Annotated in this window: 25 protein-coding genes; 19 read left to right on the forward strand and 6 right to left on the reverse strand. The window is 34.5% G+C overall.

The genetic code is table 11. The features are described 5' to 3' along the window. Positions 1 to 26: 26 nt before the first annotated feature. The 3 genes from KHA93_RS05260 to KHA93_RS05270 all read left to right on the forward strand — a co-directional run bounded on the left by KHA93_RS05260 (position 27) and on the right by KHA93_RS05270 (position 2,669). Positions 27 to 239 carry a YneF family protein gene (locus KHA93_RS05260; protein WP_213109772.1) on the forward strand — a complete coding sequence of 71 codons (213 nt, stop codon included), beginning with the start codon at positions 27 to 29 and terminating at the stop codon, positions 237 to 239. Between the two features lie 352 nt (positions 240 to 591). Continuing rightward, positions 592 to 1,101 (forward strand): hypothetical protein, encoded by a 510-nt coding sequence (locus tag KHA93_RS05265; protein WP_213109773.1) that lies wholly within the window; start codon positions 592 to 594, stop codon positions 1,099 to 1,101. Positions 1,102 to 1,103: 2 nt separating this feature from the next. Beyond that, positions 1,104 to 2,669 (forward strand): Ig-like domain-containing protein, encoded by a 1,566-nt coding sequence (locus KHA93_RS05270; protein WP_213109774.1) that lies wholly within the window; start codon positions 1,104 to 1,106, stop codon positions 2,667 to 2,669. A 282-nt stretch (positions 2,670 to 2,951) separates the two neighbouring features. Here the strand turns inward: KHA93_RS05270 and KHA93_RS05275 are convergent, their stop codons facing one another. Beyond that, on the reverse strand, positions 2,952 to 3,113 hold the full coding sequence (locus KHA93_RS05275) for an aspartyl-phosphate phosphatase Spo0E family protein (protein ID WP_213109775.1): 162 nt from the start codon (positions 3,111 to 3,113) through the stop codon (positions 2,952 to 2,954). Between the two features lie 294 nt (positions 3,114 to 3,407). Between KHA93_RS05275 and KHA93_RS05280 the strand changes: the two genes are divergently transcribed. Together KHA93_RS05280 and KHA93_RS05285 are read left to right on the forward strand one after the other, a co-directional pair. Beyond that, positions 3,408 to 4,118: a cytochrome c biogenesis CcdA family protein gene (locus KHA93_RS05280; protein ID WP_213109776.1), complete on the forward strand. Its 711-nt coding sequence runs from the start codon at positions 3,408 to 3,410 to the stop codon at positions 4,116 to 4,118. Between the two features lie 78 nt (positions 4,119 to 4,196). Then, entirely contained in the window at positions 4,197 to 4,667 is a 471-nt protein-coding gene (locus tag KHA93_RS05285; protein ID WP_213109777.1) for a CcdC family protein, read from the forward strand. Positions 4,668 to 4,692: 25 nt separating this feature from the next. Here KHA93_RS05285 and KHA93_RS05290 read toward each other — a convergent pair whose 3' ends face one another. From KHA93_RS05290 to KHA93_RS05300, 3 genes are read right to left on the reverse strand one after another with little or no spacing between them, the layout of a single operon-like run. Beyond that, on the reverse strand, positions 4,693 to 5,052 hold the full coding sequence (locus KHA93_RS05290; RefSeq protein WP_213109778.1) for a fluoride efflux transporter FluC: 360 nt from the start codon (positions 5,050 to 5,052) through the stop codon (positions 4,693 to 4,695). After that, on the reverse strand, positions 5,049 to 5,444 hold the full coding sequence (gene crcB / locus KHA93_RS05295) for a fluoride efflux transporter CrcB (protein ID WP_213109779.1): 396 nt from the start codon (positions 5,442 to 5,444) through the stop codon (positions 5,049 to 5,051). The genes KHA93_RS05290 and crcB overlap by 4 nt, the downstream gene beginning before the upstream one ends. 14 nt (positions 5,445 to 5,458) lie before the next feature. Continuing rightward, the gene (locus KHA93_RS05300; protein ID WP_213109780.1) at positions 5,459 to 5,890 is read right to left on the reverse strand and encodes a DUF2621 domain-containing protein; all 432 of its coding nucleotides are present in this window, start codon (positions 5,888 to 5,890) and stop codon (positions 5,459 to 5,461) included. A gap of 380 nt (positions 5,891 to 6,270) precedes the next feature. Between KHA93_RS05300 and KHA93_RS05305 the strand changes: the two genes are divergently transcribed. From KHA93_RS05305 to KHA93_RS05315, 3 genes are read left to right on the forward strand one after another with little or no spacing between them, the layout of a single operon-like run. Continuing rightward, on the forward strand, positions 6,271 to 7,416 hold the full coding sequence (locus tag KHA93_RS05305) for an exonuclease SbcCD subunit D (RefSeq protein ID WP_213109781.1): 1,146 nt from the start codon (positions 6,271 to 6,273) through the stop codon (positions 7,414 to 7,416). After that, positions 7,413 to 10,547 (forward strand): AAA family ATPase, encoded by a 3,135-nt coding sequence (locus tag KHA93_RS05310; protein WP_213109782.1) that lies wholly within the window; start codon positions 7,413 to 7,415, stop codon positions 10,545 to 10,547. Before KHA93_RS05305 ends, KHA93_RS05310 begins: the two co-directional genes overlap by 4 nt. Positions 10,548 to 10,557: 10 nt before the next feature. Next, positions 10,558 to 10,737 carry a hypothetical protein gene (locus KHA93_RS05315; protein WP_213109783.1) on the forward strand — a complete coding sequence of 60 codons (180 nt, stop codon included), beginning with the start codon at positions 10,558 to 10,560 and terminating at the stop codon, positions 10,735 to 10,737. Positions 10,738 to 11,090: 353 nt separating this feature from the next. Here the strand turns inward: KHA93_RS05315 and KHA93_RS05320 are convergent, their stop codons facing one another. Next, positions 11,091 to 11,300: a hypothetical protein gene (locus KHA93_RS05320; RefSeq protein WP_213109784.1), complete on the reverse strand. Its 210-nt coding sequence runs from the start codon at positions 11,298 to 11,300 to the stop codon at positions 11,091 to 11,093. A 205-nt stretch (positions 11,301 to 11,505) separates the two neighbouring features. On the opposite strand from KHA93_RS05320, the gene KHA93_RS05325 reads away from it, so the two are divergent. The 4 genes from KHA93_RS05325 to KHA93_RS05340 all read left to right on the forward strand — a co-directional run bounded on the left by KHA93_RS05325 (position 11,506) and on the right by KHA93_RS05340 (position 13,573). Then, entirely contained in the window at positions 11,506 to 11,919 is a 414-nt protein-coding gene (locus tag KHA93_RS05325) for a general stress protein (RefSeq protein ID WP_213109785.1), read from the forward strand. Positions 11,920 to 12,088: 169 nt separating this feature from the next. Further along, on the forward strand, positions 12,089 to 12,481 hold the full coding sequence (locus KHA93_RS05330) for a hypothetical protein (protein WP_213109786.1): 393 nt from the start codon (positions 12,089 to 12,091) through the stop codon (positions 12,479 to 12,481). Between the two features lie 14 nt (positions 12,482 to 12,495). Beyond that, a complete protein-coding gene (locus tag KHA93_RS05335; RefSeq protein ID WP_213109787.1) occupies positions 12,496 to 12,915 on the forward strand; it encodes an STAS domain-containing protein in 420 nt (139 codons plus the stop codon). A gap of 91 nt (positions 12,916 to 13,006) precedes the next feature. After that, entirely contained in the window at positions 13,007 to 13,573 is a 567-nt protein-coding gene (locus tag KHA93_RS05340) for a lytic transglycosylase domain-containing protein (protein ID WP_213112781.1), read from the forward strand. Positions 13,574 to 13,610: 37 nt separating this feature from the next. Here KHA93_RS05340 and KHA93_RS05345 read toward each other — a convergent pair whose 3' ends face one another. Continuing rightward, positions 13,611 to 13,874, reverse strand: a complete 264-nt coding sequence (locus KHA93_RS05345; RefSeq protein ID WP_213109788.1) for a GlsB/YeaQ/YmgE family stress response membrane protein — start codon at positions 13,872 to 13,874, stop codon at positions 13,611 to 13,613. A 359-nt stretch (positions 13,875 to 14,233) separates the two neighbouring features. Here KHA93_RS05345 and acnA point away from each other — a divergent pair, with 359 nt between their 5' ends. The 7 genes from acnA to KHA93_RS05380 all read left to right on the forward strand — a co-directional run bounded on the left by acnA (position 14,234) and on the right by KHA93_RS05380 (position 18,962). Further along, positions 14,234 to 16,948, forward strand: coding sequence for an aconitate hydratase AcnA (acnA, locus tag KHA93_RS05350; protein ID WP_213109789.1), 2,715 nt, complete (start codon positions 14,234 to 14,236; stop codon positions 16,946 to 16,948). A 143-nt stretch (positions 16,949 to 17,091) separates the two neighbouring features. Beyond that, the gene (locus tag KHA93_RS05355) at positions 17,092 to 17,220 is read left to right on the forward strand and encodes an FbpB family small basic protein (protein WP_213109790.1); all 129 of its coding nucleotides are present in this window, start codon (positions 17,092 to 17,094) and stop codon (positions 17,218 to 17,220) included. A 55-nt stretch (positions 17,221 to 17,275) separates the two neighbouring features. Continuing rightward, positions 17,276 to 17,419, forward strand: a complete 144-nt coding sequence (locus KHA93_RS05360; RefSeq protein ID WP_213109791.1) for an acid-soluble spore protein N — start codon at positions 17,276 to 17,278, stop codon at positions 17,417 to 17,419. A gap of 44 nt (positions 17,420 to 17,463) precedes the next feature. Further along, positions 17,464 to 17,697, forward strand: coding sequence for a small acid-soluble spore protein Tlp (gene tlp / locus KHA93_RS05365; protein ID WP_213109792.1), 234 nt, complete (start codon positions 17,464 to 17,466; stop codon positions 17,695 to 17,697). Between the two features lie 195 nt (positions 17,698 to 17,892). Continuing rightward, complete coding sequence (locus KHA93_RS05370) at positions 17,893 to 18,330, forward strand: acyl-CoA thioesterase (protein ID WP_213109793.1); 438 nt, start codon at positions 17,893 to 17,895, stop codon at positions 18,328 to 18,330. Position 18,331: 1 nt separating this feature from the next. Then, entirely contained in the window at positions 18,332 to 18,643 is a 312-nt protein-coding gene (locus KHA93_RS05375) for a hypothetical protein (protein WP_213109794.1), read from the forward strand. A 19-nt stretch (positions 18,644 to 18,662) separates the two neighbouring features. Next, a complete protein-coding gene (locus KHA93_RS05380) occupies positions 18,663 to 18,962 on the forward strand; it encodes a HesB/YadR/YfhF family protein (RefSeq protein WP_213109795.1) in 300 nt (99 codons plus the stop codon). Positions 18,963 to 18,982 lie beyond the last annotated feature (20 nt).

The raw sequence follows: 18,982 nt of genomic DNA on the forward strand, positions 1-18,982 counted from the left end.
GTAGACAATTTGAAGGAGGAAAAAGGATGTTTTGGTATTTTTTCTGGGCTTTTATAGGGATTTTAGCAGGAGTGGCACTTGGCTTCTTCATCGCCCGTAAATATATGATGAATTACCTTAAGAAAAACCCACCAATCAATGAGCAAATGTTAAAAATGATGATGATGCAGATGGGCATGAAGCCGTCGCAGAAGAAAATCAATCAAATGATGAGTGCAATGAATAAACAAATGAAGTAAAAAATATTGATTAATTAAAGGTTTGAAGGCAATAAAGTAAGACACCTTCAACATTCTTGTAGAGTGAATTTTTGCATCAATATTTTGTCTTATTTCTGCTTTATCTTTCATCAAACTAATCCGAAACCACTTTTTCTATTGGAAACTAAACCAAAGAAAGGTGGTTTTTTTGTGTTTTTTAAGGATGTATTAGAAGAGTAAAGGTACTATAGCAAAGTCAAAAGGTCCACATAAGATAATTAATCAATAAAAAATTTATCTCAATAAGAATATAGTTCGTAAAATAACATATTTAAAAAGTGATAAAGATTTTTGCGTGTACAATCTTAGGTGGCTTGGGAGAGGGGAATGTATGATTAAGTATTTGAAGTCAATATTCATTTTCATGTTAATACTCATGTGTTTTCAAGCGAATACCCCTGTTAAAGCAAGTACAGGCACAAATGTAATTGGAGCCATTAATCAGAATACAACTTGGACGAAGGCAGGGTCTCCCTATTCTTTAACAGGTGATCTTTACATCGCTAAGGGGATTAAATTAACGGTAGAGCCTGGAGTGACAATTAATGGAAATAATTTGCGCATGAAAGTTTACGGAGATTTTGAAGCGGTCGGGACCCCGAATTTAAAAATAATATTAAACGATGTGATATTTAACGATTTAGACATCGATCCACTAAATGCTTTTATCCACCTCGAAAATACTGACATCATACAAAGCAGTAATATTAGGTGGGGGTTTATCACCAATTTGATCTTAAAAGATTCAAGAATCTTCAATTTATCAAATCCCTTAACTCTTTTTTTCCGCTTAAGGATGTATTTATTGAACGCAATGTATTTATCAATTCTAGTGGAATAAATATGGCAACGTACAAGGATATCAAGGTTAATATAAAAAATAATGTATTTTACAATTATACCGATTATGCTGTTTCAACTTGGAGTACGGACGAAAGTTCTGAAACAGTTGTGTCATATAATTCTTTTTTAAAACCCAAAAATAATGGAGGTTATGCTTTAGTTTTACCTCCTGGTTTCTCAACGGCAAAAATGACAGCAATCTCTAACTATTGGGGAACAACAGACGAAACTTTGATCAAAAAAATGATCTTTGATAAGAATAGTGACCCTAGTTCTGGTTCTTATATCAATTATAAACCATATTTACCCTCGCCAGATCCAAATACTCCCTTTATAAAGATTGACTCGCCAGAAAAACCTATTGTCTTTGATGTAACAGACATCAGTGAGTATATCACGGGTAAGGCTGAAAAATTTTCTGTTATTAATGTAGTAAACGAGAATAATAATCTTGTAGGGGAAACGACAACAGGACCCAATGGGGATTTTAAAATTAAGATTATACCGCTTATTGCTGGTAGTAAATTATTTGTTAAAGCTACCGATGATTGGTTTAATAAAAGTGAGTCAACAATTGTAACCGTAAAAAGATTTATAGATGTTCCAACGGTCAATAAAGTAAGTAATAAATCAACTTCAGTGACGGGAAAAACAGAGCCAGAATTAATAGTTACTGTAAAAATAGGAACAAAAGGATATTCAGCTAAAGCAGATGGATCGGGTAATTACAAAGTACTGATCCCAGTCCAAAATACAGGTACTACCATTTCAATTACAGCAAAAGATAGTGTGGGGAATGTCAGTGCAGTAAAGAGTACGACAGTAGCAAGAGCTGCACCCAATATGCCAACAGTCAATAAAGTAAATAATAAATCAAATTCAGTGAAAGGGGAAGCAGAGCCAAAAGCCATTGTCACCGTAAAAATAGGAACTAAAGCATATAAAGCTAAAGCAGATGGATTGGGTAATTACAAAGTGACAATTCCTGTCCAAAAGACAGGAACAATGATTTCAATCACAGCAAAAGATAGTAAGGAAAATGTTAGTGCAATAAATAAGACAACTGTGACAAGAGTCGCACCGGATATGCCAACGGTCAATGAAGTAAATAATAAATCAACTTTAGTAAAGGGGAAAACAGAACCAAAAGCAGAAGTCACTGTAAAAATAGGAACAAAAGTATATAAGGCTAAGGCAGATGGATCGGGTAATTTCAAAGTTACAATTCCAGTCCAAAATACAGGAACAATGATTTCAATCACAGCAAAAGATAGTAAGGAAAATGTTAGTGCAATTAATAAGACAACAGTGAAAAGGGTCGCACCGAATATGCCAACAGTCAATGCAGTAAATAATAATTCAACCTTAGTAAAGGGGAAAACAGAGCCAAAAGCAGTAGTCACCGTAAAAATAGGAACAAAAGCATATACAGCTAAAGCAGATGTGCAAGGTAATTACAACGTGAAAATTCCTAAGCAACGAGTTGGAACGAAAATATATGTGAATGCAAAAGATAAAAAAGGAGCAATTAGTGCAACAAAAATGATAGCAGTATCCAGAAAATAATTATGGGAAGTAGGGAACTGCATAAAAAGCACTTATATTCATGGGTTTTTTATTAATTTCATTGGAAACTAGTTGTTGGTATAGCATTAGGATTTCCTATTGCTCGTAAATACATGATGAGCTCCTTTTTTAAAAAAACACGCCAATTATGATCAAATGTTAAAAATGAGTGCGATGAATAAACAAACGAAATAAAAAATATCCTTATTAGGGATATGAAAAAAACGGACGCCATTACTAGAGAAGGCATCCGTTTTTTGATTAATAAGGTCTCTATTGTTATCACACTTTTTTCAATAGCAAATGATAATACTGATTGATAAGTGTATCAAGTTCCATACTATACTGAAGAGACAATGCCGATGTCAAACCTGTTTGAGCAGCGACTGAAAGTAATTGTTGACGTTTAGTTTCAATTTTAGCAAGTAGCTGTTTATTTGACATAGTCTATTATCCTTTCTATGATGAAATATGTTTCTCTGTAATAGCCTACTACAAAGACGTATTCATATTGATCAATTAACATCTAGTAAAAACTATGTATAATAAATATACGAATGAATCATTAAAACGTTTCAATAGAAAGATTCTTTTAAAAGTATTAAAACGATAATAACATATTTATTAATGTTATAACAACTTTTTTTGTTCGACACAGAAGATTCACAATCGCTATGTGACTATAAGCACTATTTATTTGATAGAATGGATGCAAAAGATATTAGGAGTTGTCATGAAATGACCGGAGATATTAATGTGTTTTTGGCTTTTGGAGCAGGATTCCTAAGCTTCATTTCGCCATGTTGCCTTCCGTTATATCCAGCATTTTTATCGTATATTACAGGTATGTCTGTGAGTGAATTGAAAAATGAAAATGCGATGTTCCGACGAAGAAGTATGCTTCATACGCTTTTTTTCCTACTAGGATTCTCTATTATTTTTATCTTTTTAGGATTTAGTACTTCATATATAGGTCAATTTTTTTCGGATTATCTAAACTTAATTAGACAAATAGGTGCCATTTTTATTGTCCTTTTCGGTTTAATGGTAACGGGTATTTTTTCACCTGGATTTCTAATGAGGGATCGCCGCATAGAATTTAAACATCGTCCTGCAGGATATGTTGGATCATCACTTATCGGCATGGCGTTTGCCGCTGGTTGGACGCCATGTACGGGCCCGATTTTGATGATGGTTATCAGTCTAGCGGCTTCTAACCCAGGTTCTGGCGTTATATACATGATTGCGTACACACTTGGATTTGCCATTCCATTTTTTATTCTTTCTTTCTTTATAGGACGGATGAATTGGATTCGTAAGCATAATGTTAAGATCATGAAAATTGGTGGGTACATAATGATTTTGGTCGGTATTCTCCTTTTCTTTGATGGCATGACCTTAATCATAAGTGTTTTATCTTTGTTATTCGGAGACTTTGTAGGTTTCTAATTAGGGGAAAATATATTCTTTCCAGATGTATTATCTTTGTGTATAATTTTTAGGTTAGATATTTTGAAGTTTTAAGGAATGGTCGAAATGCAAATTTTAATACCTTCAATCTTTGCTGTATTAATGAGTATTGGAGTCCTTTTTATAAGGATGAAGGCGTCACATAAGCCTGTTTCTGCAAAGAAAATTATCCTCCCTCCTCTATTTATGAGCACTGGTGCTCTTATGTTTGTATCGCCTTATTTCAGGGTAACAGGTATGGAGATTATTGAAGCAAGTGTGGTAGGATTATTGTTTTCCATTTTATTAATAAAAACTTCCAAATTTGAAGTGCGTGACAATAATGTTTATCTTAAACGTTCTAAAGCATTTGCGGTCATATTAATCGCTTTACTGATTGTTCGGATTGTAGCGAAGTCAATACTAAGCCAGCAAATTGACGTTGGCCAATTGAGCGGAATGTTCTGGATTCTGGCATTTGGGATGATTGTTCCTTGGCGCATAGCGATGTTAGTGCAATATAAAAAATTGATGGTAACAACCATGTAAAAAAACAGCCCCTAGTGCTGTTTTTTTATTTTCCAAGTGAAAGGCCCAGCATTAGTCCTCCAAAAGCGAAAGCAATGCCGATCATATAGCTTAAGCTTGTATAGATCATCATATTCTTCCATTTATTTTCTAAAATCATCTTCACGTTCTCAACCATAAATGTAGAGTAAGTAGTAAAAGATCCTAAAAAACCAATGCCTAAAAATAGATTCATCCCGTTTGGAAGAGCAGTACCTATAATTAAACCGAGGAAAAAAGATCCTATTATATTCACTAAAAAAGTTGGAGTAGGAAAACGGGAGTGATCAAGGTGTATAAACCTACTTACACTATATCTAGCTATCGCACCTAAGAATCCACCGATCGCTACGTAAATAACTGTCATTTAGCATTTACCTTCTTCCACGTTCTACCTGAACCATTTAATATTCCTAACCACGACATAGCCAACCCACCAATAAAACTTCCAATGTAATATACAAATACTTGTAAATAATGGTGGTGCAACATTAATTGTACTATTTCATTACTGAATGTGGAAAAAGTGGTAAAGGAACCGATTAAACCGGTTCCTATGGAGATCTGAATATAGGAGGGAATGTTAGGAAAACGACTATAAAGTCCTGTTAAAAGTCCAAGTAAGTATGAACCTAAAAGATTTACGAACAAAGTATCTAAAGGCAGTAGTTCATTAGGTAAACCGAAATGAATATAGCTAACGAAATAACGTAATAAGCTCCCAATGATTCCTCCTATTCCCACTGCCAAATACTTCATTTTCATCACCTTTTTTATAGAAACAAATGCTCGTATGGTGTAACATCAATATTCATTTGGTCAAGCTTTTTCTTTAAAAATTTATGATCTCTTTTTGGAGTTGCTGTGATATAACCCCTGATTAATACATCTAAATCAATTTTCTTTACTTTTTCTTTTAACGCGATTTCTCCTATTTTCCCAGCAATTTTTTGCCTAGCCACATCTCTAAATAATTCTGGAACGGGACTGACAAGCTCATCCAGTAAGGATATATTATCTGGGGTCCATAACTTTTCTGTTTTTTCAACGTAGTATTCTTCCCAATCCATATCTGATTTTCCATCTTGTTTTGGCAGTCTTTTTAAAAACTTCCGAAACATAAAAAAACCACCTATTCCCATTAAAGAAATGAGAACTACTACCCAAAAAAGAATAAACCATAGGAACCAACCAGAAAGAACCATACACTTCACCTCGTTTCAAAACAAACCATTAATATCTATTATAACGAAAGAAAAAACTTAATGACAAGCAACTAGTAAATAAAATTAGACGGGGATTTTTTCAATAGACAGCGCTTAAAATAAGTAATGTAAAAGAATTTGGACACAAGAATACATTCGGAGCTTACTTAGTCTTAATGGAGTGTAAATCTGTGCAGAACTAAGAAACTAAACCAAGCCTTGTCCAAATTGCAATATCATTGGGCAAAAGAATAAAATTAGAACACTTATTTTCCTTAGTGAAAGATATTTCGGCTGAAATGGTTAGGGGGTATTTTTGTAACAACCCTATCATTTTAGTTTGGTATAATAGTAGAAAAGTTGTAAAGGGGTGGAGTCGGGTGAAGTTTATACATACTGCAGATTGGCATTTGGGTAAACTAGTACATGGCGTGTACATGACTGAAGAACAAAGATACGTATTAAATCAATTTGTACAGTTAATCGAAGAAGAAAAGCCTGAGGCGATTATTATTGCTGGGGATTTATACGATCGCTCGGTACCTCCTACAGAAGCAGTTAGTCTTCTTGAAGAAATGTTATTTAAAATAAATGTCGAGTTAAAGGTTCCTATATTAGCAATATCAGGCAACCATGACAGTGCGGAAAGACTTTCATTTGGTTCTTCCTGGTATAAACATAGCAAACTTTATATTAATGGGAAAATAGAAGAAAGCTTTAAACCAATACATATAAATGGGGCAAACTTTTATTTAGTTCCTTATGCAGAACCAGGGATAATCCGAGAATTTTTCCAAGATTCATCCATCTCTTCACATGATGATGCCATGAAACGAATAGTGAGTGAAATTGAAGATTCACTAAATCCCAACGAACCGAATATTTTTGTTGGTCATGCATTTGTATTTGGAGGAAAAACAAGTGATTCTGAACGTACCTTGTCTGTCGGAGGATCAGGGTGTGTTTCGGTTGAACATTTTTCTCCATTTTCCTATACTGCATTAGGTCACTTACATAGTCCAGAAGCATTAAAACATGAAAAAGTCCGTTATTCAGGATCATTGTTAAAGTATTCATTTTCAGAAGCAAATCATCAGAAAAGTGTTTCGATTATTGAATTGAATTCAGATGGATCATATGTATTGAAGGAAAGAACTTTAGTTCCACAAAAAGATATGAGAGAAATTAGCGGATATTTAGAGGAACTATTAGACCCTAGTGTTTATCAATATCAAAAAGTAGATGATTATTTAAAAGTAACATTGCTTGATGAGGGAGCTATAATCGATCCGATTAATAAACTTAGGCAGATTTATCCTAATGTCATGCATATGGAAAGAAGGATTGAACTTTCTGATTTAAGGAAAAAACACACCATTACCCAGAGTGGATTTGAAAGGAAATCTGAATTAGATCTATTTTATGATTTTTATCAAGAGATGACTACAAGTGAATTCACAGAGGACAAAAGGCGTTTAATGGCACAAATGATCGACGATGTTAAAAAGGGGATGGTGCTTGTATGAGACCGATTAAATTAATGATGCAAGCTTTCGGACCTTATGCAGACACAGAAATAATTGATTTCTCAAAGCTTGAAAATCGAACAATGTTTGTCATTTCCGGAAAGACTGGATCGGGTAAAACAACAATATTTGATGGTATAAGTTTTGCGATTTACGGTAGAGCTAGCGGAGATGACCGGGTCGGGGCTGATTTGAGGAGCCAATTCGCACAAGATGACATCGCTACTGAGGTATCCCTTGAGTTTTCACTAAAAGGTAATACATATTACATTTGGAGATCACCTCAGCAAGAAAAGAAAAAGAGCCGTGGGGAAGGCTTTACAATTGTTAATGCAAAAGCGGAATTATTTATTATTGATCCAGCTGGTGAACGGAAGCTCCTTGCTGCAAATGTAAGGGATACTGATGAAAAAATTAAAGAAATTATTCAATTGGATGCAAATCAGTTTAGACAAATTTTGATGATACCTCAAGGCGACTTTCGTAAACTGCTAACTTCAGACAGCAAAGAAAAGGAAGCGATCTTACAAAAGCTTTTTCACACTGAATTATTCAAACAGATTGAAGAAAAATTAAAAGATTATGCCAATCGTTTAAAAAGAGAAGTTGAGTTAGGAATTACGGAAAGAAGCCGTCAACTAAAAAACATCGTATACAAAGATAATGAACAATTAGATGAAGCATTATTAGCAGACCATCTTAATGATACGTTTATTTTAGTTTTATTGGATGATCTAATCATTGAGATGGAAAAAGAAATAGAGTTAATAAAACATAAAATGGAACAGCAAAAAATAATAAGAGACGATGCTAAGCGTCATGTTGATGCAGCGGAAGATTTATTAAAGCAAATGAAGATTCGTGATCAGCTTATTCAACAAAAGAGTGCCTTATTAAATAAAGAGTCAGAAATCATTAAAATGAAAAAAGAAATTGAAATGGCATATAAAGCAAATAAATTGCAACACCAAGAGGAGTTATGTCAAAGATTAAAAGTAGATTTAGATCAATTCGACTCCCGTCTCAAAAATGAGAAAGATCAATTAGCAAGTTTTGAAATAGAGCTTGAAAAAGCGAATGAGCGGGTACAGTTAGAAGAAAGACATGCCGGGAAAAGAGATCAATTATATAGTGAACTCACAAGGCTTAAAAATATGCGAGAAGATGTAATTTCGTATGAATCTAGAAAAGGAAATGTTAAGAAGGCAGAACAAAAGTTGCGGGAATGCCAAACTCAAATAACGTACGAAAAAAAGAAATTAGACGAAAAAACAAATGAAATAAAAGAACAAGAAACTAAGGTAAAGGAATTAGAAAAGCTCCAGATTCAGACATTTGAAATGGATAAAAAAGTAACTAAGTTAGAAGCTGTATTACAGTATTTACAAGCACTGAATGGTTTTACGGATAAGGAAGCGTTGTTGGAAAAGAAGATAAAAATAAAAAAGTCAGAGCTTGAACATGCCAAAAAGGTTGTAGATGATGCAAAGGAATCATTAAAGGTTTTGGAAAATCAATGGATCGCTGGGCAAGCTGGGCATCTTGCCGCTTCTTTAGTTTCTGGTCAACCTTGTCCAGTCTGTGGATCGATTGAACATCCACACCCATCTACAAATACAAATGTACAAATCGATGAAAATGATATTAAATCAGCAAAGGAAAATGTGGAATCTGCTTTTTCATACCACTCCAATATTGAAAGAGAATGGTTAAAGATGGGGGCGGAAGCAGATTTATTAAAAAATCAAATTATTGACACATTAAATAACACTTTAAATGTAATCCCTCATTTTTCAATTGCAGAGAAAGATATATTTTTGCTAGATTATGAACAAGAAATCGCTAAAACGAAAGATAGTTTGAGTGATTATAAATCTAAACTAAAACAAATACCTACCATTGAGAAACAAGTTACTCAATTAACAAAAGAAATAGAAGAGGGAAGGTTGATCGTAGAACGTTTGCAGGAAACAGAACGTAAGCTTTCTATTTTGCATTCTGAATCAACTCTCATCCTTGAAAATCTTATTCGTATTATTCCTGAAAATCTTAGAGACATAAATAAATTTGATATTAAAGTTCAATCCATTGAAAATGAAATTAATAAAATGGACGATGCTTTAAAAGCAGCCAGAGAGTCTTTCGCGAAAATAAGCGAGCAAGTAGCTGGAACTAAGGGCATGATTAAAAATCTTCAAGAAAATCTTAACACAGTAACAGAATCATTAAATATTGAACGAAACATCTTTTTAGAAAAATTGGAAGAGCAAAACTTCACGTCATTTAAGCACTACAGGGATTCCAAAAAGAGTACAACTGAAGTTAATCAATTCGATGATATCATTAGAAATTTCTATGAAGAACTAAGATCTATAATAGATAGACTATCTGATTACGAATCGCGACTCGAAAACAAAGATGAACCGGACTTGGATCGTTTGCATATTGAATTTGAAGAAAGCGAAAAGCTCTATCAATTATTAGCTGACCAATTTTCACATTTAAATATTCAGATTGAGAAAAATAATGAAATCAAAAAAGCAGTAACAACGATCAATCAACAAATTAAGCATTTAGAGAGTGAATATGAATTGGTGGGTCATTTAGCTGATATTACGAGAGGACAAAATACATATAAGCTTTCCTTTGAACGCTTTGTTCTTGCCTCTTTTTTGGATGGAATATTAGATGCCGCAAATGCTCGCCTTACAAAGATGACAAACGGTAGATACCAATTGCTTCGTAAAAAGGATCGATCAAAAGGAAATATCCAAAGTGGATTGGAGTTACTTGTTTTTGATCAATATACTGGACAGGAACGTCATGTTAAGACCCTTTCAGGCGGTGAAAGTTTTAAATCTGCACTCGCACTTGCACTTGGTCTTGCAGATATTGTCCAAGAATATGCGGGCGGGGTATCATTGGAAACAATGTTTATAGATGAGGGATTTGGAACATTGGATCCTGAATCACTTGATCAAGCGATTGAGGCTTTGATGGATATACAAAGCAGCGGAAGATTAGTAGGAATTATCTCGCATGTTCCAGAGTTAAAAGAAAGAATTGATGCAAGACTAGAAGTGTTCGCTGACCATAATGGCAGCAAGACAGAATTTCAATTTTTAGGTTGAAGGTGATCAATTGGAAAAGACATATTTTATTATGACGCTAGTATTTGGTTGGTTTATTACAGTAAGTCTTGCAGTCTTTACTTATTATGCGTTTAAACTAGATTATTTAATGATTGGAATAATCATTGCTTTAATACTGCTAGCATCCATTTCGATGAATATCGTCATGTTTCGAAAATGGAGAAGATAATACGATTAAAAGACCTGTTATTGAGAGACAGGTCTTTTAATTTTTTTTCCTATTTTTTTCTTGATTTTTAAGAAATACGATAAATATGATAACGGCGGCAGTAAACATTACAAACATGACACCTGATAGTAATATTGCAATACTTGTGATTCCCAAGACAATACCTCGCTTTTTTCAAATATTACTATTACCATATCACATTCACCGAAATCATTTGTTAAAAGTTTATGACGTTAATATATTCAAAAGTCTCACGTCTTCTACTCCAATCAACTAAGCTGAAAAACCAAGAATGAACTTCCAAAGCATTTCAAAAATATAGCGGTCAGTAAAATCCTGACCGCTATACTATATTATCCTTTAAAAGAAGAAAATAATTTTATTAACCCTGTTATAATGATTGCCAAGGCAAATATTACTACAACAATCACCGCTATCGTCAACAAAATGATTGTTAACGCACCAAGCAGGTTTGATACGCTTGAAATGACGACCAATCCAATGATTGCGTAGGCAGCTAAAATACAAGAGAGATATAACGAGACTGTATTATTTTGGCCCATAATTACACCTCCTTAGTAGTATTTTATGTTCTTGTAAAAATCAGTGTGTAGACAAGTATGAAAAACAAGCAATTTACCTAAATATATTGATTTTTCATATTTTTCACCTCTGTTTTAATGATCAAAGAAAAGGGTATTTTAAACAAAGGCACCAACAGAATATTTGGCATTCAATTAAGTAATTGTTACAAGGAGGAGTCTTCACATGGGATCTCAAATAGTAGGAATTTTTGACAGTCAGCAAGAAGTTATAAATGAAATTAAAAATTATGAAGCAAAGGGAATGGAGCGAAGCAAGTTTTCTGTTTTAGCAAAAGATGAGAGTAAAACTGATTATCTTACAGAGAAAATGGATGTTGATGAGCAGGAACCTGCTAATGAAGGAGCATTTGGGCTGTTGGGAGGGTTTCTTGCTGGAATTGGAGGAGGAATAGCTGTACCTGGAATGGCTATACCAGGTATAGGGCCTTTAATGGCAGCTGGTCCGATAGCTTCTGCATTTGTAGGAAACAATGAAGATTTACGGAATATGTTTATATCAATGGGAAACGAGGAATTAGCGGACCGTTATATGGAAGAGTTGGATGCTGGTAAGATTATACTTTTTTTAGATGAATAATAAAGGAAGCACCTAAGCAATATGCTGAGGTGCTTTTTAATAGGCAGTAATATCCAATTAACTTGCGAATTGTTTATGTTTTTCACATAATAAACTTAATACAATAGGTTGTAATAAATAATTTAGAGAGGAAGTACTTATCATTATGGCCCTCCATATTGAGAGCGAAATGTTAGAATTTTTGAATAAACATATACCGGATATGACATCTGAATGGATTAATAAAACGTATACTAGCGGTAATGGAGTTTATGCACAGCCGAAGGATTCGGAAGCTTATGATCAATTGCGCCATATGAATAAACAATTTATTTTGGCATTGAATAATTGTATATTTGGAAAAGAGACCTCATTACAAGAATGGTCCACCTCCATTGCCTCGGATAGGACACGTACTGCTACACCTCTTTATGATATAATTGTCAATTTCTCAATATTCAGGAGCATTTATTACTCGTATATTGAAAAATTTATTGAAGGGAATTCTAAAGAAGTTTCTGGAAACGAAGTAATAAATTGGGTTCGTATTATTAGCAGAAAATTCGATGATACCAACAGTTAGTTACAAAAAAATATATGGAAGATTATGAATACATATTCACATCACAACAAGAAACGATTCTTGAGTTAGGTACACCTGTCATTAGGGTAGACAAAAATATTGGGATTATCCCTTTAGTAGGAGAAATTGATACGTACCGTGCATCAAAAATACTTGAGACAAGTTTGAATAAAGCAAGTGAAATGGAGTTAGAATGGATTATTCTGGATCTATCAGGAGTACCAATTATTGACACAATGGTAGCAAATCAAATATTTCAGCTTGGAGAAACTTTTCGACTTTTGGATATATCAATGATTATTACTGGAATGAGACCAGAAATTGCACAAACGAGTATTAGTTTAGGACTGGACTTCTCCCGTATGAAAACATTTGCTCACCTCTATCAGGCAATGCATTATTTACGAGATAATTTAACTATTACAAATCATTGAGTTTTCTTATTGGACGTGGGAGGAGTATATGTAGGTGAAGAAAATAAGCAAAAATAATAAATCTAGTAAAAAGCAATCTCAACGAAAGCGAATGGTTTTGCTTATTCTTTTTCTTCCTATTATAGCTTTAATGATTGTAGGGATTTATTCAAATAAGCCGCAACAATCCGAACCTGAAAAGCCTATGATTCCTGAGGAGTTTATGCCGATTTACTTTGCTGCTGAAGAGGAATTTGGTGTACCATGGTATTTACTTGCGGCTATCCATCGGGTTGAAACGATTTTCTCTTCGATGGATCCGATGTTATCACCTGTTGGGGCAGAAGGTCATATGCAGTTTATGCCATGTACATTTGTAGGGTGGTCTCATCCAAGTTGTTCAGATTTGGGAAAAGGAAATATCCCAGATGACGAAAAAATGAATCCTGAAATCATTGCAAAATATAATGGGTATGGAATAGATGCAAATGGTGATGGTATTGCAGATCCTTGGGATGTTGAAGACGCGATATTTAGTGCAGCAAATTATTTAGCTAAAAGTGGAGCTGCAAAAGGAGATATTAGAAAGGCAATATTTGCCTATAACCATAGTGATCAATATGTAGAAGATGTAATGCATTATGTAAATCTATACAAAAATGTTAAAAATGAACAATAAAAGCGGGAGGCACGCCTCCCGCTACTTAATGTTATTTTTATGTGTTTCTACGTCCTCTTGCCATAGAACCTAAAATTAGGCTTAACACGAAGACAAGAACTAATGCTCCAATTAAGGCCGGGACGATTGGTATACCTGCTACATCTGGCCCCCAATTGCCAAATATTGCCCCTCCAAGCCACGCTCCAATTATACCTGCGATGATATTTCCAATTATTCCTCCAGGGATATCCTTGCCCAAAATTAATCCTGCAAGCCACCCGATGATGCCGCCTACAATAAGGTATAATAAAAAGCCCATTTTTTTCATCTCCTTTAGGATTGTTACTTGCTTTGAGCTTACGTATATTATTACCTGATAAATTCAAGGATAAACATATTTATCATAAGTAAGATGAAAAATATATGGAAATACGTATAGTAGATATAAGAAAAACATTTATATTTTTCTTTAAGGAATATTTTTGGTATTATGAATGGTGGAGTTTTACTGATTAAACGAAAACATCAATAAGTTTTCCTTATTGAAAACCATAACTTTCTTATAATTTACTTATGAGTGATATTGTCATAAGATAGTATTGAGAGGAAGTTTGGCAAGTAATTCTCATTTATTATTATTATTTTACTGAAACTATTTTTTGAAAAGGGGGAATAAACATGGCACAATCTAAAAATGATATTTTTAGTGCACGTTCTTCATTCGATGTTGGTGGCAAACGCTATAACTATTATCGTTTGGCAGCATTAGAAGAAGCAGGCGTTGCAAAAGTATCACAATTGCCATATTCCATTAAGGTTCTACTTGAATCTGTTCTAAGACAAATGGATGGACGTGTTATTAAAAAGGAACACGTTGAAGATTTAGCGAAATGGGCTGATGAGGACAATAATGGTGAAGTACCATTTAAACCATCACGTGTAATCCTTCAAGATTTTACTGGTGTTCCAGCTGTAGTTGACCTTGCATCATTAAGAAAAGCAATGTCAGACATTGGTGGAGATGCTGAAAAAATCAATCCTGAAATTCCTGTTGATTTAGTTATCGACCACTCTGTACAAGTTGATACTTACGGAACCCCTGAAGCATTGAATGTGAACATGGATTTTGAATTCGAAAGAAATGCAGAGCGTTATGAGTTTTTAAGCTGGGCTCAAAAAGCATTTGATAACTATCGTGCAGTACCACCTGCTACAGGTATCGTACACCAAGTTAACTTAGAATACCTTGCTAGTGTTGTTCATGCTATTGAAACTTCAAATGGAGATTTTGAAGCATACCCAGACACTTTAGTAGGTACAGACTCACATACAACAATGATTAATGGTGTTGGTGTGTTAGGATGGGGAGTTGGCGGTATTGAAGCTGAAGCAGGAATGCTTGGGCAGCCTTCTTATTTCCCAATCCCAGAAGTTGTAGGGGTAAAATTAACAGGGGAATTGCCAAATGCTGCAACTGCTACAGACCTAGCGCTTAAAGTGACTCAAGTTCTTCGTGCTCATGGTGTAGTTGGAAAATTTGTTGAATTTTACGGACCAGGTGTTGCGAGCTTACCTCTTGCGGACCGTGCAACAATTGCTAATATGGCACCTGAATATGGAGCTACTTGTGGATTCTTCCCAGTTGACGACGAAACGTTAAATTATTTACGTTTAACAGGTCGTCCTGAAGAGCAAATTGAACTTGTTGAAAAATACTTAAAAGAAAACGATATGTTCTTTAGTGTTGATAAGGAAGATCCTGTATATAAAGATATTGTTGAATTAAACTTATCTGAAATTGAGGCTAATCTTTCCGGACCAAAACGTCCACAAGATTTAATTCCTCTTTCCAAAATGCAAAGTGCTTTCAAAGAAGCTTTGCAAGCACCAGTAGGAAACCAAGGCTTTGGCTTAGAACCTGCTGAAATTACGAAAGAAGCAAAAGTGATGTTTAATAACGGCGAGGAAGCAGTTATGAAGACGGGTGCACTCGTTATTGCTGCTATTACAAGCTGTACAAACACTTCTAATCCTTACGTAATGCTTGGTGCGGGTTTACTTGCGAAAAAAGCGGTTGAAAAAGGACTGCAAGTGCCGAAGTATGTAAAAACATCACTTGCTCCTGGTTCAAAAGTTGTAACAGGCTACCTTCGTGATGCTGGGTTAATGCCATATATGTCTAAACTCGGTTTTGACCTTGTTGGATATGGCTGTACAACATGTATCGGAAACTCTGGTCCTTTGAAAGATGAAATCGAGAAGTCAATCATCGAGAATGACTTGCTAGTAACTTCTGTACTTTCAGGTAACCGGAACTTCGAAGGAAGGATTCATCCACTAGTTCGTGGTAACTACTTAGCTTCTCCTCCACTAGTTGTAGCTTATGCTCTTGCAGGTACAGTGGATATCGATCTAAATAACGAGCCTCTTGGAAAAGATAATGATGGCAACGATGTATTTATGAAAGATATTTGGCCAACACGTGAAGAGGTTGTTGAAGTAGTTCATAAAACTGTAACTCCGGAATTATTCCGTAAAGAGTACGAAAATGTATTCAGTGATAATAAACGTTGGAATGAAATTAAAACGAGCAATGATCCACTATATAAATGGGATAATGACTCAACATATATTCAAAATCCACCGTTCTTCGAAAATTTATCTAATGAATTAGAAACAGTAAAACCATTAACTGATTTACGAGTAGTAGCTAAGTTTGGTGATTCTGTTACAACTGACCATATCTCTCCAGCTGGTGCTATCGGTAAAGATACTCCTGCAGGAAGATACTTGCTAGAAAAAGGCGTTCAGCCTCGTGAATTTAACTCCTACGGTTCTAGACGTGGTAACCATGAAGTTATGATGCGTGGTACATTTGCTAATATCCGTATTCGTAATCAAGTTGCACCTGGTACAGAAGGTGGCTTTACAACTTACTGGCCAACAGGTGAAGTATCGTCAATCTATGATGCATGCATGCGTTATAAGGAAGACGGAACAGGTCTAGTCGTTCTTGCAGGAAAAGATTATGGAATGGGCTCTTCACGTGACTGGGCTGCAAAAGGTACAAACCTATTAGGCATTAAAACAGTTATCGCTGAGAGCTTCGAAAGAATTCATCGTTCAAATCTTGCGATGATGGGGGTACTTCCATTACAATTCAAAAAAGGCGAAAACGCAGAAGTTTTAGGATTAACAGGTAAAGAAGTCATCAATGTTCATGTTGATGAAACAGTAAAACCTCGTGACATCATAAAAGTAACTGCTGTTGCTGAAGATGGTTCTAAGAAAGAATTTGAAGTACTCGTACGCTTTGATTCTGAAGTGGAAATTGATTATTACCGTAATGGTGGTATTCTTCAAATGGTACTTCGCGGCAAACTAGCTGAATAATGATGTAATCGAAAGCATCTAATAAAACACTTTGCTAACTAAGTTAGCAAAGTGTTTTTACTTTAAAAAAAGTTTGAAAATTTGGTTTAATCTTACCGTTTTTAGACAATAATAACAATAGAACAAATGGAGGAGTGAATGATTTGAGAAGACGTGGGAAGAAAACATTTTTAGATCTTGTTCAAGAAAATAAACAGGCATTATTAAATGATTCACAAGCTTTGGAGAGAATTGAAAACAGATTAGACGAAAAACAGATGAGAAGAGCGTAGCTTGTTCATAATTCCTTTCTTTATGGAAATAGTAATACGGAAGGGAGGAGTATGAATGAGTAATCCGAAAAGGAGTCAAGTAAATTATACACCAGATAATCTTGGAGAAAAATCAGTTGCTGTTGATGCTAATAAAGGTAAAAAAATGGCAGATAAATCTGGTCAACATCCCCATATTATTCAAACAAAAGGGGAATAAATAAATACATCAAGAAAAAATCATCTAGAGAAGGGATGTAACAAATGGACTACAGTCGTAAACCAAAACCGGATGATCGCAGTGATAATGTAGAGAAGCTTCAAGAAATGGTTCATAACACGATTGAAAATATGGAAGAAGCAGAATCTACAATGGAATTCTCTAGTAGTGAGGACCAAGAACATATAAAAGCAAAAAATGAAAGACGTCGTGAATCTATTGAAGGAATGCGTGAAGAAATAAAAGACGAAGCTTCAGCTCATGATACTCAAGAATAATAATTACATTTCAAGAAAATCCCCCATACATTAAACCGGCCCAATGCCGGTTTTTTATTTTTGTAATGCTTATTGTTGGTTGGAGCAGAATTCAACATATTGGTTTAACAGAACATATAATAAAAGTCATATTAATTCAATCACATGGGAGAATGTGATAGAATTAACATATAAATTAGTATAGGTGGAATACAAATGGTTATTTCAGAAACGAAAATTGAAGTTCGTTATGCAGAAACAGACCAAATGGGGATCGTATATCATGCAAATTATTTAGTCTGGATGGAAATTGGACGTACAAAACTAATAGAAGAATTAGGTTTTAAGTACGCAGATCTCGAGAAAGATGGGATTTTGGCACCCGTGATTGATGTACAAGCTACATACATAAATCCTATTAAGTATGGGGATATTGTAACGATTAAAACATGGATTGATGAATATAATGGTTTAAGGACGACTTATGGTTATGAAATTTTTTCATCTAATGGAGAACTTGCGGTTACTGGATTTACTAAGCATGTCTGTGTTAGAAAAGAGAGCTTTAAGCCAATAACCCTTCGAAAGTTATACCCAGATTGGCATGAGGTATATATGAAAGCTAAAAAACCAGACGACATTGAGGAGAAATAAAATGGCGTTCGGAATTAAGAAAAATGAGCTGCTTCAGTGGAAACGTGATATTGACCAAGGGAAAATAGCCTTTATTACTCATTATTGGCTCGATGATCGTTTTCCTGATTGTCATACTGTTACAAAGGTTGGGTGCAAAGATCTAAAAATGCTATCGGAGTGGGGTAAACAATACGGATTAAAAAAAGAATGGATTCATCATAGGAAAGACGGTTATTCCCATTTTGATTTGCTTGGCCAGAAACAAGTAGAAATATTATTAAATGAAGGTTTAGAAGATCAATTGAAATCATTTTCTCTTTTACATTCATAAAGGGTAGGAGGATCATTAAATGCAAATTCATTTAACAGATAAGGCAGCAGAATGGTTTCATAATGAAATGTTTTTAGAAAAAGGCGAATATGTTCGTTTTTATGTGAGGTATGGTGGATCAAGTCCAATCCAACAAGGCTTTTCTTTAGGTGTAAATAAAGAAGACCCGATTGATTTAGGTGTCTTGCAAAAAATAGATGGGATTAATTATTTTATTGAAAAAAGAGATACGTGGTATTTTGACGGTCACGATTTATACGTAGATTACAACGAAAAACTTGATGAACCTTTATATGAATATAAAAAAAATAACGGTTGATCCTTCATAGGGTCAACCGT

This window comes from Lederbergia citrisecunda, assembly GCF_018343695.1.
GTDB lineage: Bacteria > Bacillota > Bacilli > Bacillales > Bacillaceae_C > Lederbergia > Lederbergia citrisecunda.